The sequence below is a fragment of the Pseudodesulfovibrio sp. S3 genome (genome assembly GCF_004025585.1).
Taxonomy (GTDB): domain Bacteria; phylum Desulfobacterota; class Desulfovibrionia; order Desulfovibrionales; family Desulfovibrionaceae; genus Pseudodesulfovibrio.
This window is the reverse complement of the sequence record NZ_QTZO01000019.1, coordinates 1-25,650: the sequence shown is the minus strand read 5'-3', so window position 1 is coordinate 25,650 and position 25,650 is coordinate 1. Positions and strand designations below refer to the sequence as shown.

The window sequence follows — 25,650 nt, the reverse complement described above, 5'->3', positions numbered from 1 at the left end:
GATCGGCAGAGTCGATCCGGGCAAAAACATATCCCCTCAGCGTTCCACAATCAGCAAACGCTTAAAAAAAACACTCCGTCAGAAGCAATACCGATAAAATTTGACGTCAACCTCCATGAACGGCACCGACTCCGGCACCTGACCGGGGGAGACTTCGGTAAAGCCGTTCTTCTCGTAAAAGCGATGGGCGGCGTGATAAATATCCACGGTGCCAAGGTAGATTTCCCTGACCCCGTTGCTCCGCGCCCAAGACAACAACGTCTGCATCAGGGCGACGGCAACACCGCGCTCCTTGCCCCGGTACTCCTTTTTCACGAACATCTTGCGCAATGCGCACACGCCGTCCCCCACATCCTTGAGGGCGATGGTTCCCACCAGCTCGTCACCTTCAAAGGCGAGCCAGAAATTCCCAGCCCCCTGTTGGTAGAATCCGGGAATATCCCGAAGGTCGGGCTGTTTTTCCGCTGAGGTGGCCACGCCGAATTCCCCGATCTGAATGCCGGTGATAAGTTCAACGATGGCGTCGGTGTCGTGATCGGCGTAGGCGGTGATGTACATGGCTAGACCATCCGGGTGGCTACCCAATCCAGCACCATGGCCGGATTAACCGGCACCTGCGTGTTGAGAGCGTCCTGTGCTTGTTCAAGGATCAGACCGATACGTCTAAGTTCAGCCGGTCCATAGGCTTTGGCCAATCCCTGCGAGAGCCTTGTCGCGCAGGACCCGGAAAATGCCTCGCGCAGTTCACGCTGCATTCCGAGCACCACGTCCATGGCCAGGTCCTTGTTGACCGCTCCCTTGGCAGAGGTCCGTTCGAACCAACCGCGCCCGCTCTGCCAGAAAGAGACCAGGGCGGTGGTCCACTCCGTCACTTCCGGGGAGTTCTCGCGCACGTCGGGCCAAGCCAGAGTGACCACCCAGGAACGGGATACCAGCGTCTCCAGCAATCGCTCGCGCTGTGGAGCGGCCAGGACAAAAACATTGCCCGGACGCGGTTCCTCCAGGGATTTGAGCAGGGCGTTGGCCGCCTCGGTCATGAACATCTGGGCCTCTGCAAAGATGGTCACCCGATAGCCGTCACCATGGGGCGGCTGGCCCCAGGTGGACCGCGTTTCCCGCACCGGGTCCACCTTGATAAGTCCTTCGCGGCCGTCAAAAAATAGCAGGTCGTTGAAGGCAAGGTTCCCTATCTGCTTGCAGGCCGGGCATTGGCCGCACGGAATGGAGCCTGAGGCGCAGTTCAGCCTCATGGCCCAGTATAAGGCGAGGGCAACGCGTGATTGCGCGTCACCCCCTTCGATAACAATGGATTGGGGAGGGTCGGCAGCAATGGCGTTGAGACGCTTGACCGCATGTTCCTGCCCTGCAAGGGCGGCCAACGGGTCACCGTGCAACGTCATTGCCAACACTCCTTAAAAGGTCTGTATACGGTCCGGGCCAACCGAAACTATGCCGATTTTCACACCGGATATCTCTTCGATCCGCTTCAGGTAGTTGACCGCATTCACGGGCAGGTCGCCCCAGCTCCGCGCTTCGGAGATGTCTTCGTCCCAACCGGGCATGACCTCATAGACCGGAGTGACGTAGGCCATGCCGTTCTCTTCCTGGGGCGGATAGGCAATCCGCTCCCCCTTGTAGTCATAGGCCGTGCACAGCTTGATTTCCTTGAGGCCGGACAGCACATCGAGTTTGGTAATGGCCAGTTCCGTGGGACCGTTGAGACGAGTGGACTCCCTGAGCACGACCAGATCAAGCCAGCCGCAACGGCGCTTGCGCCCTGTGGTGGCGCCGAATTCGTGCCCTTTGCTCTGAAGATATTCACCATCGGCGTCCAGTTGCTCCGTGGGGAACGGACCGCTGCCCACCCTGGTGGTGTACGCCTTGACAATGGCGATGATGCGATCCAGTTCACGCGGCGAACAGCCCGAGCCGGAAGCGGCATTGGCCGTGACCGTGTTGGAGGAGGTCACGAAAGGATAGGTGCCATGGTCGATGTCCAGATGGGTGCCCTGCGCGCCTTCGAACAAAACGCAATCGGCCGCCTGTATGGCGGAAGAAACATCACCCAGATAGGGGACCAGACGTTCCGCAACAGGCATGACCTCGTCGAACACGGTCTGGGCATCCATGGGCTTTGCGCCGTACAGATGCTGGAAAAGAACGTTTTTCTCTTCCAATGCCTTGCCGATCTTGCCCTTGAGCAGCTCGGGGTCGGCGAAATCTCCGGCACGAATGCCGCATCGGTTCATCTTGTCCTCATAGCAGGGGCCAATGCCCCGACCTGTGGTACCGATCTTGCCGTCCTTGGACTTGGATGACTCACGGACTTTATCCATGAGCTGGTGGTACGGCATGATGACGTGCGTTTTTTTGCTGATCATCATGCGGGCAGGCGACACGTCAAGCCCTTTGGCATCGAGCTTGTCCAGTTCCTGGCAGAACACGACCGGGTCCAGGACCACGCCGTTGCCGATGAGACATTGCTTGCCGGGGTGCAGGACACCGGAAGGAATCAAATGCAGGATGCACTGTTCTCCATCGACCACCAGAGTATGTCCGGCATTGTTGCCGCCCTGAAAACGAACGATGGCGTCCGCCTTTTCGGCCAGCATGTCGACGATCTTGCCTTTACCTTCGTCTCCCCACTGGGAACCGAAAACCACTATATTGGACATTGTTAGCTCCTTGAAATACCGGAATTCCTGCCCGGCCTGGATTGCGCGCACAAACGGTTATAATCCGTAAATACAAACCAGCGCGTCTGTCAACCAGCCGTTTGAGTCTTCTACTTGCTGTTTTTTGGGGTCAGGGTGAGCAACTTGCCTCGGCGATCCTTCTTTTCATCGGCAGTGGCACCGTCGCCGTCGCCCCCTTCCGATGCGGCGTATTTCCCAGGCACAGGCTTAACAGGTGCGGTCAGAGCGGCAAGATCAACCTCGACCAGTGGGTCGTTGGGCATCCGGGATTGCGCCCAATTGTAATTGAAAAGCTGGTTCTTGAGACGGGTGGATTGAATGAGGTTGAACACCAGCACGGATTCCTCCCACCTCTTGGTGGGTTCGAAATGGCGAACCTTTTCGGCGTATTTTTCCCATAGGCTCATGAGCGAGGCCTCGTCATACGCATTGATCTGACGGGCCAGCTTCAAGAGCGCCTTTTCCATGTAGCTTTCTGACATCGGTGTTCCTTGATTGATGAATAACGCATGCCGGGACTTTCTTCATACCAAATATCCCGCCGACCCGCCAACGCAAAATCACATCGGTTTCCAAACAAAAAAGCCGTCCGGCGAACCGGACGGCTTATCTTTTAAGATTATGATATGATTAGAACTTTTCGAATTCAGAGTCATCAATGTCATCCATGTCGAGGTCCAATCCCCCGTCTTGAGCCTTGGGGGCTGCCTGTGCAAGGGCCTTCCGAGGGGCTGACTGGACCTTGCGGGCCGGAGCCTTGGTCACACGGGCCTGAGCAGAGAAACCAGAATCAACCCCGACCTTGAAGAACTGCATGACCTTTTGCAGTTGGACGGCCTGAGCCGAAAGTTCCTCAGCAGTGGACGCGACCTCTTCTGAGGCCGCCGCATTCTGCTGGATGACCTTGTCCATTTCCTGAATGGCGCTGTTGACCTGGACACCGCCCTCGTTTTGCTCATTGGTGGCTGATGAAATCTCCTGAACCAGTTCGGCAGTCTTCTGGATATCCGGGACGATACGAGCCAAGAGCGAACCTGCCTCTTCAGCCACGCGGACACTGGAAGAAGACAGTTCGCTGATCTCGGCCGCGGAACTGCCACTCCGTTCAGCCAGCTTTCGGACCTCGGCGGCAACCACGGCAAATCCCTTGCCATGCTCACCGGCTCGGGCTGCCTCAATGGCAGCATTCAAGGCCAGCAAATTGGTCTGGCGGGCAATTTCCTCGATAATGGAGATCTTTTCGGCAATCTGCTTCATGGCCCCCACAGTCTTGGTCACGGCCTGACCGCCGGACTCGGTATCCACAGCCGCCTTATTGGTCATGGTATTGGTGATCTGGGCATTTTCGGCATTCTGCCCGATGGAGGAAATCATCTCCTCCATGGAAGCGGAAACCTCCTCCACGGCAGAGGCCTGTTCGGTGGCACCCTGAGACAGCTCCACTGCGGATGACGCCAACTCTTCACTGCCCGCGGTGACCTGAGCCGTTGCCGTACTGACCTCGCTGACCACCTGTCGCAACGCCTTGAGCATGTTTGCCATGGCTGCCGTGAGTTGACCGACCTCGTCCTTGCTGCGCGACACGATGTCCACGGTGAGATCACCCTCGGCCATGCGGTTGGACACCTCCACGGCCTCGTGCATGGGCCGGACGATGCTCCGAAGTACGAACATTACAATAATTATGAGTATACTCATGCTCACCAGGGTGGGTATGAGGATCTGCCAACGCAGGGAGGCCACCTGAGCATTGACGTCATCCACATAGATCCCACTGCCCACGATCCATCCCCAGGGCTTGTACAACTTGACATAGGAAATCTTGGGAACCGACTTGGCGGAACCGGGCTTGGGCCAGCTGTAATTGACGAAACCCTCGCCCTTTTCCTTGGATACCTTGACCATCTCCTGAAAAATAAAGACGTTGTTCTCGTCCTTCATGCTTGTCAGATCCTTGCCATTAAGATCAGGCTTGACGCCGTGAACAATGATGACCTGACTAAGATCGTTGATCCAAAAATACTCATCACCCTTGTAGCGAAAAGTAGCGATCTCTGCCTTGGCCGCTTCCTGTGCCGCACTCTCGGTCAAGGCACCCGACTTGGCCTGTCCCGCCCAATAGTCGATGACGCTGTAAGCCACATCCACAACGCTCCTGGTGGCCATGCGCTTTTCTTCCATCAACGAACTTCCCACGACAGGCAGGAAATAACCAAGCAGACCAAGCAGAACCAATGCCACCGCAGCCAGGAAGAAACTGAGTATCTTGGTTTGCAGGCCCCAGTCCCGAAATCTCATCATGCCCATAAGACCTCCAATACATTGAACATTTCACGATGCACATTCGTTCTTTTCATTACATCTGAGAATCCACTCATGTCTCAGTATTATCACTATAATGAACAATGAAGCAAAAAGGTAGTTATATCTATTATTTTTAAACAGTTTTTTTAAAACAAGTGATTGAATATGAGCATGTTGCACTATGATTTGACTCAGTGCCACGAGAGATTTTGGATTATTGCCCGTCACTGCAAGCTGTGCTATGACCGCCACCTCACATGAGCACAACAGGGAGTTGAAGCGATGAGCGATCTGAAAAAAATGTACCACACCTTGCAACAGGATCCGTTCCCGACAGACATGAAGCTGACGCTTGGCGACCAGGAACTGATTTTCAAGAAACGGACCTGGGAAATCGACGGCGAGACCAAGGGGCTTCGTTACGGCGAAAACCCGGATCAGCCTGCCGCCTTGTACGAATTGGCCGAAGGACAGTTGGAGATCGGAGGCGTCAGATTCGTAGGCCAAGGCCAGGGTCTGGTCTCGGCGCTGACCGAGGAGCATATGCTCCAGGCAGGCAAACACCCCGGCAAGACCAACCTGACGGATGTGGACAACGCCCTGAATATTTTACAATACCTTTCCGCCAAACCGGCAGCGCTCATCCTCAAGCACAACAACCCCTGCGGGGCTGCCTGGACTGAAGAAGGCGTGTCAGTGGCCCTCAAGCGCGCCTTTGAGGCGGACCGCATCGCCGCCTTCGGCGGAGCAGTGGTGGTCAACCGCAAACTCGACCTGGCCACCGCCCAGTTGATCAACTCCGTATATTTCGAAGTGGTGGCAGCTCCCGAATTCGACGACGACGCCTTGGCTGAACTCAAGAAAAAGAAGAATCTTCGCATTTTGCAGATTCCGGGAATCGCCGAACTGGAAAGCATGGTCAAAACCCCGTTTCTGGACATCAAGTCCCTGACCGACGGCGGCATGGTCCTCCAGTTTTCCTTTCGCAACGCCATCCTCAAGGCCGAAGACTTCATCCCCGCCACGGCGGAAAAGGACGGCAATCGTTTTGTTGCCCGTGCTCCCTCCAAACAGGAAGCCGACGACCTGCTCTTCGCCTGGGCCGTGGAGGCCGGTGTCACCTCGAACTCAGTGCTGTTCGTCCGCGACGGCGTGACCACGGCCATCGGCACCGGCGAACAGGACAGGGTCGGCTGCGTGCTCCTGGCCGTGACCAAGGCCTACATAAAGTATTCGGACCTGCTGGCATCCAAGGAACTGAACATGTCCCTGTTCGAGCTGAAGCTGGCCGCCATCAAGGACCCGGCCATGAAGGCCAAGCTGGACGATATCGAGAAACGCACCGAAGAGGCACGCGGCGGATTGCCCGGCTCGGTGGTGGTTTCCGACGGTTTCTTCCCGTTCCGGGACGGCGTGGACCTGTGCATTGACCAGGGCGTCACCGCCATTGCGCAACCCGGCGGTTCCATCCGCGACCATGAGGTGATCACGGCCGTAAACGAAGCCAGCCCGCAGGTGGCCATGGTCTTCACCGGACAGCGGTCGTTCAAGCACTGATAATCCGGCAACGAGACAGAACGGGGCTTCGCCGGGCAGAAGTTCGGCGGAGCCTTTTATTTTGGACGGCGATCGAGATTCTTCGCGGAGGGTTTCCGCCCGAAGGCGAGCTTCATGCTCAGGATGGCGACGGCAAGAATCAGGGTCACGCTGTTGGCGATGATGACCGAGAGCGAGTCGATATGGATTCCGTAGAAAAGCCACATCACGATGCCGACGGTGAGCAACAGATACATGCGCAAGGAAATGTCGTCCACGGACTTGGTACGCCAGGTGTGCAGAACCTGCGGCACAAAGGAAGCCGTGGTGCATCCCCCGGCCAACAGACCGACTATTTCCATCATGTCCAACTGCATGTATTATCCTTACGCCTCGGCTCTTACGCTGACAACCATTTCATGATAGTCAACTCGTTATCATAACGATAAAAACATTAGTAGCATACATGGCAAAAACAACCACTTTCGGCTCCATAATCCGTCCCGGCACGGTAGTGGAATTCATGCACGGCGACCAGCCCCAACTCGCCTGGGTGCTTGAGGAAGCATCGGGCAAACTCCGGCTGCTGACCATCAACAAGCGCGAGATGAAGCTGCCCGCGGCCCGCCTTCTGCCGTGGCACGGACCGATCCTGTCGCCAGATTCATCGCGCCAGGACATCCAGAACGCGCTTAACGAGCGCCAGGAAGCCCGCGGAGAGATCCAGGCCGGGCTCAATGTCATGGAGTTGTGGGAACTGGCCCAGGGCGAAATGGAATCCGCCCCCCTGCACTGGTTCGCCGGACTGCTCTGGGAAGAGCCGGATGCAGACCAACTGGCCGCACTGGGCCGGGCCATGCTCCAGGCCAAGACCCACTTTAAATTCCGTCCGCCGGATTTCGAAATCTGGTCTGCTGAAAAAGTCGAACTCAAGCTGTTTGAGAAGGCCGAGGAGAAGGAACGGGAAGCCGTCACCTCGGCAGGCCTTGCCTTGCTCCAGGAACTCCTGGCCGCATACAATCAGGGGAGAAAACCCAGGCTTCCGGCCCTTGAGCCGGAGTTGGAGAAGAGCCTGGCCCAAATTCTCAGGCGCAAGGTCGGCGAGACCCTGGACGAGAACGAGCGCAAGATATGGACGGCCATCAGCAAGGGACTGCCCGACCTGCCCCATCTCGCCCTGCTTCTGGCCCAGACATGGGGCATCCTGCCGCCCCACCACAACCACCACCTGGATGAGGCGGACTTCCAGTGGGGGAATCAATGGTCGGAATCGTTTTCCAATGAAATACGCGAAATAGAAAACAACTTTTCCAATCAACTTGCCGCCCCCGAACTGGAAGATTTCCTTTCCATAGACGCCATCACCACCCGCGACATCGATGATGCCCTGCGCATCGAAAAACATGGTTCCGGCTACAAGCTTTCCATTGCCCTGGCCCGGCCCGATGCGCATTGGCAGTTCGGGTCCAGGCTGGACAAGGCGGTCATGCACCGCGCCACCAGCCTTTATCTGCCCGAAGGCACCAGTCACATGATGCCCGAACAATTGGGCACCGGCCTCTACAGCCTGCTGGCGGGCGAAACAAGACCGGCCATGATTGCCGACTTCTTCATGGAGAGCGACGGCACCCTGGCTTCGGTGCAGCCGCGCATGGCCTGGATCAAGGTCGCGGCCAATATCACCTACGAAGATGCGGACGCGGCCATTGCGAACGGCACCGATGCATCCCTGGAGCTCGCCCACCAACTTGCCGAGCAACTCATTGCCCGCCGCATCGAGTCCGGCGCCTGCGTCATCCGCAAGCCCGAGCCCATCGTCACGGTGACGAAAGACGGGGCTGACGACATGGTCGACATCAGCCTCAAGGAACCCTGCCTGCGTTCCGAACTGGTCATCAGCGAATTCATGATCCTGGCCAACTCCGGCATGGCTCTCTGGGCCCGCGACAACGGGGTTCCCCTGTTGCACCGCACCCAGGACATCGCCCTGCCCCAGGAATCCGCAGGCATCTTCACCGAACCGGCCGATATCCTGCGGACGGTCAAGCTGCTCCTGCCCCCGACCCTGGAGACCAATCCCAAAAGGCACGCAGCTCTCGGCGTTCCGGCTTACGCCCCCATAACCTCACCGCTCAGGCGCTATACCGATTTCATCAACATGGCCCAGGTCTGTTCCTTCCTTTCCACCGGAACGCCCCGCCTGGACAAAGACGAACTCGACCAGCTCATCATCCACCTGAACATGCGCATCCAGGCAGTCAGCACGGTGCAGCGGTTCCGCCCCCGGTACTGGAAACTCGTCTACCTCGCCAAACAGCGCAAAACGTTTCAGTCCGCCGTGCTGGTGGAGGAAACAGGTCCCATGGCGACCCTGGCCATGCCGCACCTGCAGGTCAATGTCCGCACGCCCAAAAAACTGCTCGGAGACAAGCTCTATCCCGGTCAGCGGTTCCAGATCAACTTTTCCCGCATAGACCCGCTGACCAACGAAATCAGACTGAGCCAGGCGCTGGAAGAATAACCGTGCTTTTCATCTTTCGGCAAAACCGATAGTATCATGCACATACTGTGATTATTCAGGAGAAACCATAATGATTTTCATTTTCTGGGCCGCGCTTGCCTATGTCCTCGGCTCCATTCCCTTCGGGCTGGTCATTGCCAAAACCCTGTGCAGCATTGATCCGCGCCTTGACGGCAGCAAGAACACCGGCGCCACCAACGTTGCCCGACTGTGCGGAACCAAATACGGTATCGCCACCCTGGTCATGGACGTATTCAAGGGATTTCTGCCCGTGATCTTTGCCGCTGCATGGATCGAATCCGACATGGCGCTGAGCCTGGTGGGCCTGGCCGCGATCCTCGGCCACATCTTTTCCTGCTTCATGCATTTCAAGGGAGGCAAGGCCGTCGCCACCACCGTTGGAGTGTTCTTCGCCCTGGCTCCATGGGCCGCCGCTCTTTCCGGAATCCTCTGTCTGGGCGTGGTCTGGCTGTCCGGTCATGTTTCCATGGGATCACTGACCCTCGCCCTGGCCCTGCCCGTGTTCACGGCCCTGACCGGCCACTTCGGCACCGTGCCCGTGGCACTCATCGTCATGGTCATCCTGTTCTGGCGGCACAAGGATAACATCCGCCGCCTGGCAAGAGGCGAGGAAAACCCCTGGCTCAAAAAGGAATAACCCCATGATCGGCGACTCTCCCAAAAGATACGCCATATACTCCATAGGGGCCTCCATCCTGACCCTGACTCTCAAGTTCGGTGCATGGAGTATGACCGACTCGGTGGGACTGCTCTCCGATGCCACGGAATCCCTGGTCAATCTCACGGCGGGCGTTCTGGCCCTGACCGCCATTACCATCTCCATGCGCCCGGCCGACTCCGACCACGCCTATGGTCACGGCAAGGCTGAATATTTTTCAAGCAGTATCGAAGGCGTACTCATCATCGTGGCCGCCTTCGCCATCGGCTATACAGCGATCCACCGATTCCTTTCCCCGCAAGAGCTGACCAACCTCGGACCGGGCCTCGTCCTGGCCCTGATCTCGTCCGTGATAAATTTCGTCACGGCCAAGGTCATGCTCAAGGCTGCCAGCAGATTCGATTCCATCACCCTGGAGGCGGACGCTCGGCACCTGCTCACGGACGTGTGGACCTCGGTGGGTCTGGTGGCGGGCCTGTCAATCATCATCGTCATGCCCCAATGGAAGATTCTGGACCCGATCATCGCCCTCGTCATGGCCGGCAACATTGTCTTTACCGGGGTAAGCCTGATCAGGCGGTCCGTGGGCGGTCTCATGGACGACGCCCTGCCGGAAGAAGAACTGGAGATCATCGCCAAGGCCATTGCGAGCTACACCGGTCATGACTCGAGCTTCCACGGCCTGCGCACCCGCAAGTCTGGCCCCAAGCGGTTCATCGACTTCCACCTGCTTGTGCCCGGCACCATGTCCGTTAGGCAATCCCACGACCTGTGCGAACTGATCGAAGAGTTGATCCAGTCGAAGCTGAGCCGTGCGGAAGTGACCATCCATGTGGAACCGTTGGAATGCGAAACGTCCTATGACGGGAAAAATGTGGGCGGAGAATGCGCGGCCTCCCTGGGTGGCCAATGCGCAGCGGTCAAGCGCAAGCGAAAAGACGACTGATCAGGATCTCAAACCATCCCCTCACTGCCGAAAAAGGCTAACTACCCTGCTTCTCCCAGGGAATGTTCTCCAGAATGGCCTGCACCACCGGCTCCAAAGTAGAGCGATCCACGGCTGAGGCAGGGATGCCCTCAGGATAGACGTTACGCATGGCCGCACGGCCTTCCTCATCGAGCTTGTCCCACTTGTTGAGAACAAGAATAGTCGGGATTTCCGACAATTCCATATCCTGCAAGATGGCGCGTACCGCCTCCACCTGCTCCTCCACCTCAGGGTGCGAGGCATCGCACACGAGCACCAGCAGATCGGCTGAATCCAGCTCCTCCAGGGTGGCCTGGAACGCCTCCTTGAGATCGGGCGGCAGACGGCGGATGAATCCCACGGTATCAGTGAGCACCACCTCGCGTTCCTGGGGAAAGCGGATACGGCGGCTGGTGGGGTCCAGGGTGGCGAAAAGCTTGTCCTCGGCCAGGACTTTGGACTGCGTCAGGGTGTTGAGCACCGTGGATTTGCCCGCGTTGGTGTACCCCACCAGAGAGACTATGGGCAGGCCTGCCTTGGCCCGCCGCTCCCGGGTCTGGGTACGGCGCTTTCGGACTTCTCCGAGTTCCTTTTTCAATCGCGTCAAGCGGTCGTTGGCCCGGCGACGATCAATTTCGAGTTTGGTTTCGCCGGGACCGCGTCCGCCGATGCCGCCCATGAGCCTCGACATGGCCCGATTCTTTCCGACCAAACGCGGCAGGGTGTACTTGAGCTGCGCCATTTCCACCTGAAGCTTGCCTGATTTGCTGGTGGCGTGCTGGGCAAAGATATCCAGAATAAGTTGGGTCCGGTCGAGAATCTTGCGCTCGGTCACCTCGGCCAGGTTGCGGATCTGGGTGGGTGAGAGCTCCTGGTCAAAGATGATGATGGACGCGTTGGCCTGGAGTGCGCGCACTTCCAGATCGGCCAGCTTGCCCTTGCCCATGATGAATTTTGGGTTATGCTTGCGCACCCGCTGGATCATGGTTCCCGCAGCCACCAGACCGGCGGTGTCAGCCAGTTCGGCCAGCTCTTCCATCGACAATTCCTGCACCTCGCGGGAGGTATTGTCCACACTGACCAGCAGCACGCGGTTTTCGTCCGACCCGGTGCCCAGGCCGTCTATCTGGCGACCGAATTCGTCCTCCAGGGCCGAGACAATGGCCCCGAGATCGAGATCAAACCGGTCCCAACGGACAGGAGCAAAGACTTCGTAACTTTTTTCGTCCGGGTTGGGAGGGAGCAGGTGCGCCGCCTGGACCGTTTCGGGAAAGCCTTCCTTTACGGTCAGAGCCGCAACGGAATCAAGACGCAGAAAAACCATGTCCATGAGGTCTTCCTGGCTCAAATCTTCGCCGGACAGATGCGTATGAAGCAGACGCAGCCCGCGCAAGCGGTCCGAAGCCATGCGCGAACGCGGCAGTTCCGGGATGTAGATGGAGCGGTTGTCGCCCACCAGCACCATGGCAACCTTGCCTTGGCGATCAATAAGCAAAGCGAGTTGGCGGCCCATTTCGGCGGACACCTCGGCAAGCTCACGGGCCTGCTCGTTGGTGTAGCACTCATCGGTGGGGTACTGGCGCTGATAGAGACGCGAAAGCCGCTTTATCTGGCTCGGCTTCAATCCTTGCAGGTTGCCTTGGGGTTTGAGGGCTATGATTTGCTCCGTATTATTGTATTGCTGTTCCGAACATGAATAACCAATTCCAACCGCAAAAGCATCCCCTCTTCCAAATGTCCCGGACGCTACGAGACTTGGGAGAATGGATCAGGTGTACATTTCCCCGGGCGAAGTTTCACCGGAGGCGCAGGCCAGCTTCGGTGAGGATGAAACAAAGCCCGAAAAATGTACGGATGGGCACTATCGCAAACCGGGTCTGAAAACTAAACTAGGCTTCGTTTTCACTCAGATATTTGGTGATCATGGCGTCATATTCACTGACCAGCTTGAAGGTCAATGCAGCCATATTCTTACGAAATTCAAGGGAAATCCCGCCATTTTCCTCGATCTCCTTCATCACGACCGGGTAGTACTGAGGATCAGGAACCACGCAGATGGAATGGAAGTTCTTGGCAGTGGCGCGCAACATGGTGGGGCCGCCGATGTCGATCTGCTCGACCGCAGCCTTGAGGTCCAATCCCTTGGCAACAGCATCGGCGAAATTGTAGAGATTGACGCAAATGAGATCGAACGGTTCTATACCGAACTCGCGCAGGGTCTCCATGTGGCCTTCATCGTCCTTGTCGGCCAGGATACCGCCATGAATGTGCGGATGCAGCGTCTTGACCCGACCGCCGAGGATTTCCGGAAAGTCGGTGACATCGGAGACCGAAGTCACGGGCAGTCCCGCTTCCTGCAACATTTTCTTGGTGCCGCCGGTGGACACCAGTTCACAGCCGTTCTCGGTCAGGAACTTGCCGAACTCGGCCAGACCGGTTTTATCGGTAACGGAAAGAATTGCTCTTCTAACGGGCAACAGGTTCATCGCAGACCTCTCTTGATGTTTTGAGAGGCTCTGCCAGATTTGCCGGAGGATAGCAAGAACGCGATACAAGGGCTTTTCAGCCCGACCGCATTCCGCCGCCAGGAAAGGATTCCCCAGTTGCACACAAAGGGATGCTTGTTCAAATACTTGCGTCTGCGAAACGCAAAAAAGACAACAAGACCGACGCGCAGTCTTCCTACACGAGGTGTTGCTTTTCTCGCAGCATACCACCGGCATAAGGTCTTGCCGACCGGTCAGTCGACACTTCACTTGACGCGAAAGGTATGCGCTATGGCCACCCTTCCAGAGGCTGATTCCCCGCCCTGCCGCCGTTACGCGTGACAGGACGGGAAATCAACGGGGAGGGGAGACCGTTGTTAAGACTGGAACTGTTCGAGCATTTCCCTGGCGCCTTCGTGCTCGGGGTTCATCTCGAGAATCTTCTCGAGCTGTTCCACGGCTGCGCCCATCTGCTCTATGCAAGCGAGACATCCGGCCAGGGAATAACGCACTTCGTGCTTGGCCGGATCGATTTCGAGGTATGCCTCGAGATGCGGAATGGTTTCGCTTATGCGGTCCAGTTCATGGCCGAGCCTGATCAGGCTGAACAGGGCGACCATGTTCTCGGGATTCATCTTGATGGCTTCGACGAACAGGGAATGTGCTTCTTCCTTTTCACCGTTTTCCATCCTGATGAGTCCGATTCCGGAAAGACTCTTGTCGGAAGGCTCGATCTTGTGCGCCTTCTTGTACATTGTTTCGGCACTTTCCAATTCGCCGCGCTGAACCGCAACGGTTGCAAGGCCGATGTACGGGTCCGGATGAACGCCATTGGAGCTGACGGCTTTCTTGTAGTATTCTTCAGCCTTGTCCAGCTCACCCATGAACAGGTAGCATTCACCGAGTTCCTTGTTGATTTCGTAATCCAGATGACCACTCATATTGTTCCCCTCCATGTCTCCTTCACCCGGAGGGCCGGGCAGAAAATATCTCCATGGCCACTCTTGGCCGACAATGATCTAGCAATCGGTGTGCCAACGAATCATGAACATCGTCCCAGAAGACCGAATAGAAGCACGCAACATATTGATAAAACACACCTTATATCATACACTCATTAAATGATGAGAGCCTTCCACATCAAAGAAACCCTGGTGATCAGGAAGATTCTACCGCCCGCCCAAGCACGATTCCAGCCTCCAGCCGACGCCAGCCATACCGTTGACGCCGTTTTGTTTTGAAAACGGCAAAAGTCATACAATCAAGCTGGTTATTAAATTGGAACGAGAGTTGCTTATCCTTCTTCGAACCCGACGGAAAACCATACCCGCCGGGAACCGAATTATCGCAGAGAACGTAGGAGGATAAAGGCATGCGACAGCTTTTCGAAAGCCAACTCGACGTAACGGCCAAGGTCATGGACCTGAGGCTGCAACGTCAAAATATCGTCACAGGCAACATCGCCAACGTGAATACCCCTGGGTACAAAGCGCGCAGGCTTGAATTCGAGGAGAAAATGCAGGATGCGCTCAATCAGAACGCACTGGGAAAAATGACCCGCACCGCACCGTCCCACCTCCCCTCGACATTCGATCCCACCGGTTTCGCCGGTGAGGGACTTCAGGACTTCAAGGCACGGGAAATCTACGGCCAGGACTCGGTGAATCTCGACAAGGAAATGGCGACCAACGCCAAGAACACCATGATGTACAACGCCCTTGCCTCAGTCATCAAAAAGAGTTTCGACGGGATGAACAAGGTCATTCAAGAAGGGAGCAAGTAAATGGACTTCATGACCGCAATGGACATCAGCGCATCCGGCCTCACGGCCCAACGCGCCCAGCTCAACGTTATTTCCATGAACATGGCCAACATCCGGACCACCAAAACCACTGACGGCGGCCCATATCAGCGCAAGTCGGTCTCTTTTGAAGCAACTCCGGTCTATTCTCCCTTTGACTCGGCCATGCAAGAGCAGCTCAACCGCAACCTGGAAGGTGTCAAGGTACTCGGCGTGACCGCCGACCAACGTCCCTTCCAGCAGGTCTATGACCCGAGCCACCCCGATGCCAACGACCAGGGCTATGTCACTTACCCCGACATCAACGTTGTCGAGGAAATGGCCAACATGATGCAGGCCATGCGCGGATACGAGGCCAACGTGCAAACCATCGAGGCCGCCAAGCGCATGTTCCAGAAGGCCCTTCAGATCGGTTTGGGTTAAGGACAAGGAGAAGAGTAAATGGTTATCAAAAGCGTCGCCATCAATGCCTATCAGAGTGCCATGGACCTCCGCCGCCGTTCAGTGGAATCCACGGTGTCGGACAGCCTCAGGAAACCGCAGGAACCTGTTAACGGATTCGACCAAACCCTGAAGTCATCCCTGGAGAAGGTCAACGATCTGCAGTCTGAAAAAAAGGTGATGATCGAGGAATTCGCATCGGGAAAGACCCAGAATGTGCACGAATTGATGATCACCATGCAGAAGGCCGGAATGGCCATGCAAATGACCGGTGCGATCCGGAGCAAAATCATGACCTCGTACAAAGAGATCATGCAGATGCCGTTCTAGTCGCGTTTTTCAACGAAGAGTAACAAGCAAAACGAATTAGCTGCGGGAGAGAGAACATGCCTCCGTTCGTCGCCGAATATTTATCCAAGGTTCATGGATTCTGGTCCGACCGTACCACGTCACAGCGCATACTCATGGCCGGATTGTCTGTCGCCGTGGTCATGTCTTTTGCGCTCATGATCTACTGGATGAACAAACCCGACTACAAGGTCCTGATGACCAACCTCTACCCCGAGGACGCGTCCAGGATCGTGGCCATGCTCCAGGCCGACAAAGAGGATTACGTCCTCGAAAACAACGGCCAGACCATCAAGGTTCCGGCCGGCCGGGTGTATGAACTCAGGCTCAAGGTTGCCGGTGAAGGCAACCTTCACGGCCAGGGCGTCGGTTTCGAAATCTTCGACAATGTGCAGATCGGCCAGACCGATTTTGTCCAGCACATCAACTACCAGCGTGCGCTCCAAGGCGAACTGGCCCGCACCATCACCGAATTTCCCATGGTCGAAAAGGCCAGGGTCCACCTCGTCATCCCGCAAAAATCACTTTTCATCGAGGATCAGATTTCCCCGTCGGCATCCATCGTTCTCCAACTCAAGGATAACGGCAAACTCGGCGCCGAAGAGACACAGGGCATCGTCAACCTGGTTTCCATGGCGGTCGAAGGGCTGGAACCAAAGTCCATTACCGTCACCGACATGAAGGGACGCCCCCTGTACACCCCTGAAGACGAAGCAAGCGGCATGGCCATGTCAAATACGCAGCTTGAGTACAAGGCCGAAGTCGAAGCCAAGCTGCAAAGACGCATCCTTGAACTGCTCGGACCGGCCGTGGGACCGGAAAAGGTCATTGCCCGCGTCAATACCGACCTCGATTTCAGCCAACGCACCGTGCGCAAGGAAGTGTTCGACCCCGACGGTTCCGTTGTCCGCTCCGAGACCAGGAACGAAGAAACCACTGCTGGCGCGGCCTCCCTGGCCGGAGGCGAACCTGACGCCAACTTCCGCGGCGATGGTTTTACCGGCACCCGGACCACCCAGGATTCCACCCGTGAATCCCGGACCACCAACTTCGAGATCAACAAGCAGGAAGAATCCATCATAACCCCCATGGGAGAGTTGAAAAGGTTGACCGTTGCGGTTATCGTGGATGGAACATGGGAAACCAACGCAGACGGTGAATCGGTATACGTGCCTCGCTCGGCCGAGGATATCGAACGCATCCGGACATTGATCGCCAACGCTGTCGGTTTTGACGAAGCTCGCGGTGACACCATTGAAGTGAGCAACATCTCCTTCGGCGAGCCCCAGTTGGCCGATGCCGATTCCCTGATGCGGACCATGTTGGAATATGCCCAACGTCTGGGCAAGCCGTTCCTCAACGGTCTGCTGATCTTCCTCTTCCTCATTCTGGTCGTCCGCCCGGTGATCATGGCCCTTATCCGGCCGCGTGTTGCCGAACAGGAGATCGAGGAAATGGCTGGCCTGCCCGGTTCGGAACGGCTGGCTCTGGAAGAAGATGATATGGACGAGGAAGCCATGGACGCATCAAGACGCTTGGAGAATGCCAAGAACCATGCAATCCAACTGTCCGACGACAATATTGACCAGGCAGTGCATCTGCTCAGAACCTGGCTGACCCAGGAGGCTTAGACCATGGCAGATTTCTCCGGACCTCAGAAAACGGCCATTGTACTCCTTGCCCTTGGCGAGAAGTTCACGGGGGAAGTGTTCAAGCGAATGGAACGCAACGAGATTGCGGCCGTATCCAAAGCCATGCTCGACACGGATTCCGTGCCCAAGGAAGAAGTGCTCCAGGTACTCAAGGAGTACAACGAGGCCCTGACCTATGGTGCAGACCTCCTGGTGGGCGGTCCCGAACAGGTCAAACGCATGCTCATTCAGTCCCTGGACGCCGAAACCGCCAAGTACATCATGGATTCCCTGGATATCGACACCGGCCCCACTCCCTTCCAGGAACTGCAAAACGTCAGCCCGCGCATCCTGGCCCAGATACTGCGAAACGAACATCCCCAGACCCTGGCGCTCATTCTCGGGCACCTGCACCCGGATCAGGCAGCCGAACTCATTCAGAACCTCCCGGCAGGCGTCCGTGCAGAGGTGCTCATGCGCCTGGCCAAACTGGAAGCCGTTGCAGAGGAGATGCTCATGGAAGTCGACAAGGTTCTGCAAAGCCAGCTCATTGCCATGGGCGGCAAGGAAGGCAAGAAGGTCGGCGGCGTCAACGCTGTTGCAGAAATTCTCAACGCCGTGGACCGCAATACCGAAGAAGAAGTTCTCTCCGAGATCGAAGAAGAATCCACCCAAATGGCCGAGGACATCCGAAACCTCATGTTCGTGTTCGAGGACGTCAAGGGTGTCGACGACATAGCCATCCGCGAGCTGCTCAAGGAGGTCTCCAACGAAGACCTCACCGTGGCCCTCAAGGGTGCGAGCGAAGACCTGCGCGACAAGTTCTTCAAGAACCTGTCGGAACGCGCCTCCGCAATGATCAAGGAAGACCTGGAAATCATGCCGCCCAAGAAGCTCAGTGAAGTGGAAGCAGCCCAGCAGTCCATCGTCAAGACCGTCCGCCGACTGGAGGACGAGGGCAAGATCGTCATAAGCCGAGGCGGTAGCGATGTCTTTGTCTAAACACGTCTTGAACCGCGCGCAACTGACCGGAAAGGTCGTCATCGGCATGGGTTCGCCCGGTCCGGACGAGATGACCATTCAGGAAATCGAAGGCAAGCGGCAGCTTATTTGGGACGCTGCCACCAATGACGAATACCTGAATCGCGTCAAGGAAAAAGCCAGGGAAGCGGCCAAGGAAATCAAGATGCTGGCGGAGCTTGAAGCCGAAGCGCTGCGCGCCACTGCCAAACACGACGGGTATGCCGAAGGATTGGCCCAGGCTCAGGAGACCGTGGACCAGCATATCAAGGACATCTCGACCCAGGCCGAAAACCTGCTGGCCCAACTCGGGGCACAGGGAAACACCATTTTCGAAGACCGCCGCCAGGATATCATCGGCCTGATCAAACTGGCCGTCAGCAAAACCCTCAAGGTGGAGTTGGATGAGAAACGCACCGCTTCACTGGAGGCCCTGATGCGCGAAGCCCTGGACCGCATCGAAGCCCAGCGGCAACTGGAAATCAGGTGCAGCCCGGATGAGGTTGCCGAACTCGAAGAATTCATCCGCACCATTCAGGAGCGCAATTCAGCCCTCAAGTATTGGACCGTCAAGGGCGACCCCACCATCCAATCCGGCGGCGTGGTCGTGGAAGCGGCCGGGGGCAAGGTGGACAACACCATTGACACCCGCTGGAAGAGCGTAGAACCCCTTTTCGATCAACTGGCCGAGCAGATCACGGCTGCCGATCCCGAGGCGTGATCATGGGCACGGAGTCGAGACTCGGCCTGCTCGAAGACCTGGACCCCTGCCAAACCTTCGGCAAGGTCACCAAGGTGGTCGGCCTCATCGCCGAAGGACACGGCATCAAGGCACCGCTCGGCTCGGTCTGTTATCTCATGCCTCCCGGTCACGACCCCATTGCCGCTGAAGTGGTCGGATTCCGCGACGGTGCCTGCCTGTTCATGCCCTACTCGAACATGCGCGGCATCGGTCCCGGCAGCCTTATCCAGAACGCGGCCACGCCGCCCCACGTACCTGTGGGCCAGGCCATGCTCGGCCGAGCCGTGGACGCCTTTGGTGCGCCCCTGGACGGCAAGGGCGCCATCCACCCCGATACCTTCGTCCCCCTGCACAGGGAACCGCCCAACCCGCTGGAACGGCCCCGCATCGACGAACCGCTGGACGTGGGCATCCGTTCCGTGAACTCTCTTCTGACCCTCGGCAAAGGACAACGCGTCGGCATCATGGCCGGTTCCGGCGTCGGCAAATCCACCACGCTCGGCATGATGGCCCGCTATACCAAGGCGGACATCAACGTCATTGCCCTGGTGGGCGAACGCGGCAGAGAAGTGGTGGAATTCATGGAGCGCGACCTCGGTCCCGAAGGCATGTCCCGCAGCGTACTCGTGGTCGCCACCTCGGACAAAAGCCCGCTCATCCGAATGCGTGCAGCTTTCGCAGCCACAGCCATCGCCGAATTTTTCCGGGATCAGGGCAAGGACGTACTGCTGATGATGGACTCGGTCACCCGTTTCGCCATGGCGGGCCGGGAGGTCGGACTGGCAGCCGGGGAGCCTCCCACCCGCGGCGGCTACACTCCATCGGTCTTCGCCCAACTGCCCCAACTCCTGGAGCGCGCGGGCAAAAGCCGGAAGGGGTCCATCACCGGCATCTACACCGTCCTGGTGGACGGCGACGACTTCACGGAACCCATTGCGGACTCCACCCGTTCCATCCTGGACGGACATATCGTCCTGACACGCGAACTGGCCGACCTGGGTCATTACCCGGCCATCGACGTGCTCAAGTCCATCAGCCGTCTTCGCAGCGACATCACCACCAAGCAGGCCCAGGAGGACGGTCGCGCCCTGCTCCGGCACATGGCCACCTTCAAACGGGTGGAGGACATGGTCAACATCGGCGCGTACCAAAAAGGGGCCAATATGGAAGTGGACAAGGCCATCTCCATGGTCGGACCCATCAACAATTTTCTCCGTCAACTGGTGGTTGAACAGGAAACCCTGGACGGGGCATTCCAATCCATGCACGAGCTGGTCGCCGACGACCAATCAGCCGCGTCACAGGGCAAACCGATGCCCAACCAGCAGCCGAAGCCGAAACTCAACCAGCAATTGAACAGACAGAACGCCAAGAAAAACGTTCCGCCCCCTGGCAACATGAAGCTCAAGGCCCGCTAGAATATTCCCAGGAACCCGCTTTTCTTGGACGATTTCCCGGCTCCGGGCGCATCCTCACAGCAGCTCTCATCCAGGACAGACCCAACGCCCTTGACCACACTCTTCACCCCGCTGAACACGCTTCCCACCGTACCGATGACCACACCGCCCAATGCCTTGACATATTCCTTCACGGACACCCAGTAATACGGATGATCCAATGAGCCAGTCACATGGATGGGTACCAGCACGCCGAAAAGATCCTCGGACGATTTACCGCCCTGCCCTCCGGCCTGCGGCACAAGCTTGGCCTTGACCATATAGTCGATTTCACGGGTGACCAGAGATACAGCACCATGGCCTTCAGCACGCAGGCCCGGAGCCTTGACATCCAGATCGTCATTGTGCACCACGCCGTCCTTGATGGTTCCGGTCCCGGCAATGGAGCCGAACTCGGTGGAATCGGTGGCGGAAGCCTCCACCTTGCCCTCTTTGTTTTTGTGCGTGTGGGTTGTCCTGGCCATTCTTGCCAGATCGACTCCGGGAAAAATGCCGTCGGCAAGATGGAAGGAAAGCGTGCCGTTCAAGGTCTGAAGCATGGCTCGAGCCTGTTTGCCCTGACAAGTGCCGGAAGAAGCAAAATCCGCAATACCGGCATATTCCGCCTTATTTCCCACATCTTTGGACAAGGCCCCAACATTCAACTTTTCCACGGAGACCCTGTACTCCGTCTCAGGTCTTTTCCCCATGACATTGATTGTCGCCGACAGCTCCAAGATGCCGCTATAGGCTTCAGCAGACAACGGCGCAATCTTGACCACGCCGTTCCCTGAATCAACCACGGTCACCACCTTGGTGAAACGTGCTCCTCCGAGCTTCAGCTCCGCGGCCTTGGCCTCCAAATCCAGATTGAGCCGCTTGAGCTGCGCCACCGGCAAGAGCGTGTCGTCCATGATCCCGGCTTTGGCTTCATCGTGTGAAACGGTGGCGCTCCCAGCATGGGCGGGCGGCAGGTAGCGGTCCAAATCAAGGGAGCCGACATCCAGACGGGCAAAGTAGACCGGGCCGCTCTCCCCCCTGTCCACACGCCCGTTGCCCACGATGCGGGTACCGTCAAGGTCAGCCTCAAGGCTCTTCACCTCAAGGTGCCCGGGCTTGAAATCGGCCACCACAGTCCCGCCCACTTGTGTCAAAGCCGATGCATCTGCCGTAACCGGCGGTTTTCCACCCAGTGCGGCCAGAAGTTTCTTGATGTCGGCTGGATCCAGGGTAACGGTGCCGCTCACTGCTTTCACGCCCTTGGTGATCCCCTCCAGCGTGCCGTCAAGATGCATCGTCGCCCCGTAGGCAGTACAATCGAGGCCGGTAACCTGAGCGTGTTCCTTGTTGAAATTCAACGCCAGGAACTTGAAGGAACCCTGGGCATCGACCTTGCCGCCGGGAATGTCCTTGCCGCTGGCAGACAATGCGAGGTGCATGTCCATGTGGCCGTATTCCCTATTTTTCAAGTCGATTGACGATTGTCCCTTCAAGGACACCGTGCCTTTGGCGTCAGGATTCAGACATTCGAAGGCAAGGGCCAGGTCCACAGGAAACAGGGCGCCTTCGACGATCTTGCCTGTGGAGACGGTGACGCCGCGCAGAATGAACCGGGAATCCGACATCCGGTCATCCCACTCCAGACTGCCGTTGGTAATGGAGACGCCCTCCACTTCCAGGGAAAAGGGCTGCTCCTGTTCAGACTGCCCGGAACTGTTCCGGCCCACCAGATCATCCCAGTTGCCCCTGCCCTGGGCATCCCGGCCCATATTCAGGACCAGGCCGTCCAGTTCAAGCTTTCCGAATTTGACCCGGCCAAGGAACAGGGGAAAGGTCTGCACGCTTACACGAGCCGAATCCACCGAGATCATGGGCTTGGGACCGAATGACGCCGCGTTGCTCAGATGCAGACCACCCAGGGAAAGGCCCAGACGCGGAAATACGAACACATCCAGATCACCGTCAAACGTCAGGGTCCGACCGGTCTCTTCAAGCACAAGCCCGGCAATACGATCCTTATACTGATTGGGGTCCACAGTGGAGATAAAGACAACGAGAGCCGCCCCAAAAAGAATAGCGCCAAAGGCTATGCCTATGACGCTGTATTTAAGCATTTTTTTCATGGTAGCCCCTTGCTGGGATTGGCTCGTTAGCGGTTCAGAAGCTGCTTTATCGCCTGAAGTCCGTCGCGAATTTCCAGGAGGATATCACTGTGCTCGCGACTGTGAAGTTTCTTTTTGGCACCTTCGATGGTCAAGCCCTCGTCATAGAGCAGACGCTTGATCTCGCGAATGATTTCCAGGTGCTCCTCGGTGTAGAGCCGCTGCCCGCTCTCGGTCCGGACGGGATCGATCTCGTCGAACTCCCCCTCCCAGAACCGGAGCACGTAGGTCTTGACCCCGATCTCCTTGGCTGCCTGGCCAATCTTGTACCTTTTGAATCTCTGTAAATCTTCCATCACTTATGCCTATCAAATAGGGCCACTGCATTCAACACGTTTACCCAAGGATTTATCCGAAAGCAGAAAGCCCCGCTCCTGACGGAACGGGGCTTTCTGAAGATGTTCTCTCAAAACTCAGAATCTGACGGGCAAGGACTTTTCCAAAGCTTCCAGCACCTTTTTGTGCTCCTTGTCCACCTGCTTGTCCATCAGGGTCTTGGCGGGCGAACGGTAAGTCAGACGGAAGGAAAGATTCCGTTCCTCTTCCTGGCCTCCAGGAACAAACTCGGCCACCAGTTCCACGGATTCGAGGATGGCCACCCCCGCAGAAAGGATCACCTGTCTGATGGCGTCCGCATGAAGCGTTGCCGAACCAATGACAGTTACATCGCGACGGCTGGGCGGAAACACCGGCAGGGCCGTAAAGGCTATCTTGTGTGCCTCGACCATGACGCGCAACGCATCGAGGTCGAAATCGGCCAGCCAGACGTCCTTTCTGGCGTGATAATAATCGGCCATATCCGCCTTGACCTTGCCCAGGAAGCCCAATGAGGTTCCGCCGATGGTCACCTCTACGCAGGGTTCCAGATAGGCGTGTTCCGGTGCAAGGGTGAAAACGGGCATTTCCAGCTTGAGGCAATCCTCCACGAGGTGTTCCACATGGCCCTTGATGTCCAGGTAATCCGAATCCTCAGAGCCCCAGGGCCACTCGTCGGCGTGGCGCTGACCATAGAAAAGCATTCCCAGCCGGGCGTTTTCTCGGGTCTCTGTCTCGGAGTCGGCGTCGCGAACGAATTTCTTGGCCACCTCGAAAATGCGGACGTGATTGTTGCCCTGGGACAGGTTGTTCTTGAGCGTGTTCAGCAGACCCGGGGCCAGATCCGTGCGCATGACATTCTGATCCTCGGAAAGGGGATTGGCGATGAACACCCGGCCCTCTTCGGGAAGATGCAGGCGGTCCAGGTCATCGGAACCCACGAAGCTGTAATTGATGGCCTCGTTCAGTCCCACGCCCGCGCCCCAAGTCTTGATGCGCTTGATAAAGGCGTATTCGCTGATGCCACTCTCCGTATCCAGGGACTTGGCCACCTTCGGCAGTACTGCCGGGATGCGGTCGAGTCCGTAGACGCGCCCCACTTCCTCGTACAGGTCCACTTCGCGCTCAAGGTCAAGGCGGTGGGACGGTGAAGCCACGGTCCAGTTGGACGGATCACTGTCGTCCACAGTGCACCCTTCCAGGGTGAAAACCTTCTTGGCATATTCCGGCTCAAGGTCCAGTCCGAGCAGGGACATGCAGCGATCATGACGATAGCCATGGGAACGGTCCTGCCACGGCTTGGGCTCGTTGGTGACCACTCCCCTGGACACGGTGCCGCCGGAAATCTCGGCCATGAGTTGCGCCGCACGGTCGATGCAAAAGCGGTTGAGTTTCTGGTCCACGCCTCGCTCGAAACGATAGGAGGCGTCGGACGGCAAGGACAGGCGTCGGGCGGTCTTGCGGATGGTGCCCGGTCGGAAGATGGCGGCCTCCAGGAGGACGTTGGTGGAACCGGCATGCATCTCGGTATTGGCCCCCCCCATGACACCGGCCAGACCCACGGGGCGCTTGCCGTCCCAAATGAGCAGGTCGTTGGCGGTCAGGGTGCGCTCCACGGCATCCAGGGTGGTGAACTTCATTCCGTCGGTTGCCGGAGCCACGCGAAGGGTCGCGTCCTCAACGAGATCAAGGTCGTACGAATGCATGGGCTGACCCAGCTCGAACATGATATAGTTGGTCACGTCAACAATGTTGGAAATGGGACGCTGGCCCAGGGCCAGGAGCTTGAAGCGCATCCAGTCCGGGGACTTGCGTGTCTCCACTCCACGGATGACGCGACCGTTGAAAAGCGGGCACAGTTCGGGATCGTCAATGAGGATCTTGATTTCATCGCTGGCCTGGGGGCCGGATTCCACAAGATTCAATTCAGGCATGGTCAGGGGCAGGTCAAAGGCAAGTGCGGTTTCGCGGGCAAAACCGAGTATGGACAGGCAGTCCGCCCGGTTGGGCGTGATGTCGAAGTCAAAGACCACGCGCTCCAAGGCGAGTGCGTCGACAAGCTTGTCGCCCGCCGTGAAGGAGTTGTCCAGGACCCAGATTCCCTCATGGTCCTCGGAAAAACCCAATTCGCGCTCGGAACAGATCATGCCCATGGACTTGACGCCGCGCAGCTTGGCCTTCTTGATCTTCATACCGTCGGGCATGGTGCTGCCGACCATGGCCACGGGAACATTCTGTCCCTTGGCCACGTTGGGCGCTCCGCACACGATGGTCAGGGTCTCGGGGCCGCCCACGTCCACGGTGCAGATCGAAAGATGGTCCGACTCGGGGTGCGTTTCACGTTCCACAACATGCCCGACCACGATGTCCTTGACGCTCTCGAAGGGATCGGAGATGCCTTCAAGCTCAAGGCCGAGCATGGTCAGTTTATCACCAAGGACCTGGATGTCGCCTTCGTAAGGGACGAACTCCCGCAACCAATTCAAGCTAACTAACATTGAATGCCTCCGGCGGCCGGGGGAAGGGGAGAGGAGGAACCCTTTGAAAAGGGCTTCCCCTCTCCCC

General features: G+C 57.5%; 23 protein-coding genes. 11 read left to right on the top strand and 12 right to left on the bottom strand.

The features are described 5' to 3' along the window. Nucleotides 1-78 precede the first annotated feature (78 nt). The 5 genes from DWB63_RS14945 to DWB63_RS14925 all read right to left on the bottom strand — a co-directional run bounded on the left by DWB63_RS14945 (nucleotide 79) and on the right by DWB63_RS14925 (nucleotide 4,997). Entirely contained in the window at nucleotides 79-558 is a 480-nt protein-coding gene (locus tag DWB63_RS14945; RefSeq protein ID WP_128329662.1) for a GNAT family N-acetyltransferase, read from the bottom strand. Nucleotides 559-560: 2 nt separating this feature from the next. Continuing rightward, the gene (locus tag DWB63_RS14940) at nucleotides 561-1,400 is read right to left on the bottom strand and encodes a DNA polymerase III subunit delta' (RefSeq protein WP_128329661.1); all 840 of its coding nucleotides are present in this window, start codon (nucleotides 1,398-1,400) and stop codon (nucleotides 561-563) included. Between the two features lie 12 nt (nucleotides 1,401-1,412). Then, on the bottom strand, nucleotides 1,413-2,675 hold the full coding sequence (locus DWB63_RS14935) for an adenylosuccinate synthase (RefSeq protein ID WP_128329660.1): 1,263 nt from the start codon (nucleotides 2,673-2,675) through the stop codon (nucleotides 1,413-1,415). Between the two features lie 110 nt (nucleotides 2,676-2,785). Further along, nucleotides 2,786-3,178 carry a hypothetical protein gene (locus tag DWB63_RS14930; protein WP_128329659.1) on the bottom strand — a complete coding sequence of 131 codons (393 nt, stop codon included), beginning with the start codon at nucleotides 3,176-3,178 and terminating at the stop codon, nucleotides 2,786-2,788. A 148-nt stretch (nucleotides 3,179-3,326) separates the two neighbouring features. Then, nucleotides 3,327-4,997 carry a methyl-accepting chemotaxis protein gene (locus DWB63_RS14925; RefSeq protein WP_164879907.1) on the bottom strand — a complete coding sequence of 557 codons (1,671 nt, stop codon included), beginning with the start codon at nucleotides 4,995-4,997 and terminating at the stop codon, nucleotides 3,327-3,329. 285 nt (nucleotides 4,998-5,282) lie between these two features. Between DWB63_RS14925 and DWB63_RS14920 the strand changes: the two genes are divergently transcribed. Then, on the top strand, nucleotides 5,283-6,557 hold the full coding sequence (locus DWB63_RS14920; protein ID WP_128329657.1) for an IMP cyclohydrolase: 1,275 nt from the start codon (nucleotides 5,283-5,285) through the stop codon (nucleotides 6,555-6,557). Nucleotides 6,558-6,613: 56 nt separating this feature from the next. On the opposite strand, the gene DWB63_RS14915 is transcribed toward DWB63_RS14920, so the two are convergent. Beyond that, complete coding sequence (locus DWB63_RS14915) at nucleotides 6,614-6,913, bottom strand: SemiSWEET transporter (protein ID WP_241648879.1); 300 nt, start codon at nucleotides 6,911-6,913, stop codon at nucleotides 6,614-6,616. An 89-nt stretch (nucleotides 6,914-7,002) separates the two neighbouring features. Between DWB63_RS14915 and DWB63_RS14910 the strand changes: the two genes are divergently transcribed. From DWB63_RS14910 to DWB63_RS14900, 3 genes are all read left to right on the top strand, one after another. Then, the gene (locus DWB63_RS14910; protein WP_128329656.1) at nucleotides 7,003-9,057 is read left to right on the top strand and encodes a ribonuclease catalytic domain-containing protein; all 2,055 of its coding nucleotides are present in this window, start codon (nucleotides 7,003-7,005) and stop codon (nucleotides 9,055-9,057) included. A gap of 70 nt (nucleotides 9,058-9,127) precedes the next feature. After that, entirely contained in the window at nucleotides 9,128-9,715 is a 588-nt protein-coding gene (plsY, locus tag DWB63_RS14905) for a glycerol-3-phosphate 1-O-acyltransferase PlsY (protein WP_128329655.1), read from the top strand. Nucleotides 9,716-9,719: 4 nt separating this feature from the next. After that, nucleotides 9,720-10,682 carry a cation diffusion facilitator family transporter gene (locus DWB63_RS14900; RefSeq protein ID WP_128329654.1) on the top strand — a complete coding sequence of 321 codons (963 nt, stop codon included), beginning with the start codon at nucleotides 9,720-9,722 and terminating at the stop codon, nucleotides 10,680-10,682. Between the two features lie 37 nt (nucleotides 10,683-10,719). Here the strand turns inward: DWB63_RS14900 and hflX are convergent, their stop codons facing one another. The 3 genes from hflX to DWB63_RS14885 all read right to left on the bottom strand — a co-directional run bounded on the left by hflX (nucleotide 10,720) and on the right by DWB63_RS14885 (nucleotide 14,130). After that, nucleotides 10,720-12,327 (bottom strand): GTPase HflX, encoded by a 1,608-nt coding sequence (hflX, locus tag DWB63_RS14895; RefSeq protein ID WP_128329653.1) that lies wholly within the window; start codon nucleotides 12,325-12,327, stop codon nucleotides 10,720-10,722. A gap of 265 nt (nucleotides 12,328-12,592) precedes the next feature. Continuing rightward, a complete protein-coding gene (locus DWB63_RS14890; RefSeq protein WP_128329652.1) occupies nucleotides 12,593-13,189 on the bottom strand; it encodes an IMP cyclohydrolase in 597 nt (198 codons plus the stop codon). 377 nt (nucleotides 13,190-13,566) lie between these two features. Continuing rightward, nucleotides 13,567-14,130 (bottom strand): tetratricopeptide repeat protein, encoded by a 564-nt coding sequence (locus DWB63_RS14885; protein ID WP_128329651.1) that lies wholly within the window; start codon nucleotides 14,128-14,130, stop codon nucleotides 13,567-13,569. A 431-nt stretch (nucleotides 14,131-14,561) separates the two neighbouring features. Between DWB63_RS14885 and flgB the strand changes: the two genes are divergently transcribed. From flgB to DWB63_RS14850, 7 genes are read left to right on the top strand one after another with little or no spacing between them, the layout of a single operon-like run. After that, the gene (flgB, locus tag DWB63_RS14880) at nucleotides 14,562-14,972 is read left to right on the top strand and encodes a flagellar basal body rod protein FlgB (RefSeq protein ID WP_128329650.1); all 411 of its coding nucleotides are present in this window, start codon (nucleotides 14,562-14,564) and stop codon (nucleotides 14,970-14,972) included. Then, on the top strand, nucleotides 14,973-15,413 hold the full coding sequence (gene flgC, locus DWB63_RS14875) for a flagellar basal body rod protein FlgC (protein ID WP_128329649.1): 441 nt from the start codon (nucleotides 14,973-14,975) through the stop codon (nucleotides 15,411-15,413). It abuts the gene before it with no gap. 18 nt (nucleotides 15,414-15,431) lie between these two features. Continuing rightward, nucleotides 15,432-15,761, top strand: a complete 330-nt coding sequence (gene fliE, locus DWB63_RS14870; protein ID WP_128329648.1) for a flagellar hook-basal body complex protein FliE — start codon at nucleotides 15,432-15,434, stop codon at nucleotides 15,759-15,761. A gap of 56 nt (nucleotides 15,762-15,817) precedes the next feature. Then, nucleotides 15,818-17,410 (top strand): flagellar basal-body MS-ring/collar protein FliF, encoded by a 1,593-nt coding sequence (gene fliF, locus DWB63_RS14865; RefSeq protein WP_128329647.1) that lies wholly within the window; start codon nucleotides 15,818-15,820, stop codon nucleotides 17,408-17,410. Between the two features lie 3 nt (nucleotides 17,411-17,413). Then, on the top strand, nucleotides 17,414-18,412 hold the full coding sequence (gene fliG, locus DWB63_RS14860; protein ID WP_128329646.1) for a flagellar motor switch protein FliG: 999 nt from the start codon (nucleotides 17,414-17,416) through the stop codon (nucleotides 18,410-18,412). Beyond that, nucleotides 18,399-19,151 (top strand): FliH/SctL family protein, encoded by a 753-nt coding sequence (locus DWB63_RS14855; protein ID WP_128329645.1) that lies wholly within the window; start codon nucleotides 18,399-18,401, stop codon nucleotides 19,149-19,151. Before fliG ends, DWB63_RS14855 begins: the two co-directional genes overlap by 14 nt. Nucleotides 19,152-19,153: 2 nt before the next feature. After that, nucleotides 19,154-20,590: a FliI/YscN family ATPase gene (locus tag DWB63_RS14850; protein WP_128329644.1), complete on the top strand. Its 1,437-nt coding sequence runs from the start codon at nucleotides 19,154-19,156 to the stop codon at nucleotides 20,588-20,590. Here the strand turns inward: DWB63_RS14850 and DWB63_RS14845 are convergent. The 3 genes from DWB63_RS14845 to pheT form a co-directional block, all read right to left on the bottom strand. Next, a complete protein-coding gene (locus tag DWB63_RS14845; RefSeq protein ID WP_128329643.1) occupies nucleotides 20,587-22,731 on the bottom strand; it encodes an AsmA family protein in 2,145 nt (714 codons plus the stop codon). The two genes, DWB63_RS14850 and DWB63_RS14845, sit on opposite strands and share 4 nt — an antisense overlap. 26 nt (nucleotides 22,732-22,757) lie before the next feature. Continuing rightward, nucleotides 22,758-23,066: a MerR family transcriptional regulator gene (locus DWB63_RS14840; RefSeq protein ID WP_128329642.1), complete on the bottom strand. Its 309-nt coding sequence runs from the start codon at nucleotides 23,064-23,066 to the stop codon at nucleotides 22,758-22,760. 117 nt (nucleotides 23,067-23,183) lie between these two features. After that, the gene (gene pheT, locus DWB63_RS14835; RefSeq protein WP_128329641.1) at nucleotides 23,184-25,583 is read right to left on the bottom strand and encodes a phenylalanine--tRNA ligase subunit beta; all 2,400 of its coding nucleotides are present in this window, start codon (nucleotides 25,581-25,583) and stop codon (nucleotides 23,184-23,186) included. Nucleotides 25,584-25,650: the final 67 nt, after the last annotated feature.

What these genes read in the sequence shown, in the direction of transcription:
- DWB63_RS14940 (WP_128329661.1), bottom strand. Translation starts at nt 1,400, where the DNA reads ATGACGTTGCACGGTGACCCGTTGGCCGCCCTTGCAGGGCAGGAACAT.
- fliF (WP_128329647.1), top strand. Translation starts at nt 15,818, where the DNA reads ATGCCTCCGTTCGTCGCCGAATATTTATCCAAGGTTCATGGATTCTGG.
- fliE (WP_128329648.1), top strand. Translation starts at nt 15,432, where the DNA reads ATGGTTATCAAAAGCGTCGCCATCAATGCCTATCAGAGTGCCATGGAC.
- flgC (WP_128329649.1), top strand. Translation starts at nt 14,973, where the DNA reads ATGGACTTCATGACCGCAATGGACATCAGCGCATCCGGCCTCACGGCC.
- DWB63_RS14935 (WP_128329660.1), bottom strand. Translation starts at nt 2,675, where the DNA reads ATGTCCAATATAGTGGTTTTCGGTTCCCAGTGGGGAGACGAAGGTAAA.
- flgB (WP_128329650.1), top strand. Translation starts at nt 14,562, where the DNA reads ATGCGACAGCTTTTCGAAAGCCAACTCGACGTAACGGCCAAGGTCATG.
- DWB63_RS14910 (WP_128329656.1), top strand. Translation starts at nt 7,003, where the DNA reads ATGGCAAAAACAACCACTTTCGGCTCCATAATCCGTCCCGGCACGGTA.
- DWB63_RS14885 (WP_128329651.1), bottom strand. Translation starts at nt 14,130, where the DNA reads ATGAGTGGTCATCTGGATTACGAAATCAACAAGGAACTCGGTGAATGC.
- fliG (WP_128329646.1), top strand. Translation starts at nt 17,414, where the DNA reads ATGGCAGATTTCTCCGGACCTCAGAAAACGGCCATTGTACTCCTTGCC.
- pheT (WP_128329641.1), bottom strand. Translation starts at nt 25,583, where the DNA reads ATGTTAGTTAGCTTGAATTGGTTGCGGGAGTTCGTCCCTTACGAAGGC.
- DWB63_RS14920 (WP_128329657.1), top strand. Translation starts at nt 5,283, where the DNA reads ATGAGCGATCTGAAAAAAATGTACCACACCTTGCAACAGGATCCGTTC.
- DWB63_RS14925 (WP_164879907.1), bottom strand. Translation starts at nt 4,997, where the DNA reads ATGATGAGATTTCGGGACTGGGGCCTGCAAACCAAGATACTCAGTTTC.
- DWB63_RS14855 (WP_128329645.1), top strand. Translation starts at nt 18,399, where the DNA reads ATGTCTTTGTCTAAACACGTCTTGAACCGCGCGCAACTGACCGGAAAG.
- DWB63_RS14915 (WP_241648879.1), bottom strand. Translation starts at nt 6,913, where the DNA reads ATGCAGTTGGACATGATGGAAATAGTCGGTCTGTTGGCCGGGGGATGC.
- DWB63_RS14840 (WP_128329642.1), bottom strand. Translation starts at nt 23,066, where the DNA reads ATGGAAGATTTACAGAGATTCAAAAGGTACAAGATTGGCCAGGCAGCC.
- DWB63_RS14900 (WP_128329654.1), top strand. Translation starts at nt 9,720, where the DNA reads ATGATCGGCGACTCTCCCAAAAGATACGCCATATACTCCATAGGGGCC.
- DWB63_RS14850 (WP_128329644.1), top strand. Translation starts at nt 19,154, where the DNA reads ATGGGCACGGAGTCGAGACTCGGCCTGCTCGAAGACCTGGACCCCTGC.
- DWB63_RS14930 (WP_128329659.1), bottom strand. Translation starts at nt 3,178, where the DNA reads ATGTCAGAAAGCTACATGGAAAAGGCGCTCTTGAAGCTGGCCCGTCAG.
- DWB63_RS14945 (WP_128329662.1), bottom strand. Translation starts at nt 558, where the DNA reads ATGTACATCACCGCCTACGCCGATCACGACACCGACGCCATCGTTGAA.
- DWB63_RS14890 (WP_128329652.1), bottom strand. Translation starts at nt 13,189, where the DNA reads ATGAACCTGTTGCCCGTTAGAAGAGCAATTCTTTCCGTTACCGATAAA.
- plsY (WP_128329655.1), top strand. Translation starts at nt 9,128, where the DNA reads ATGATTTTCATTTTCTGGGCCGCGCTTGCCTATGTCCTCGGCTCCATT.
- DWB63_RS14845 (WP_128329643.1), bottom strand. Translation starts at nt 22,731, where the DNA reads ATGAAAAAAATGCTTAAATACAGCGTCATAGGCATAGCCTTTGGCGCT.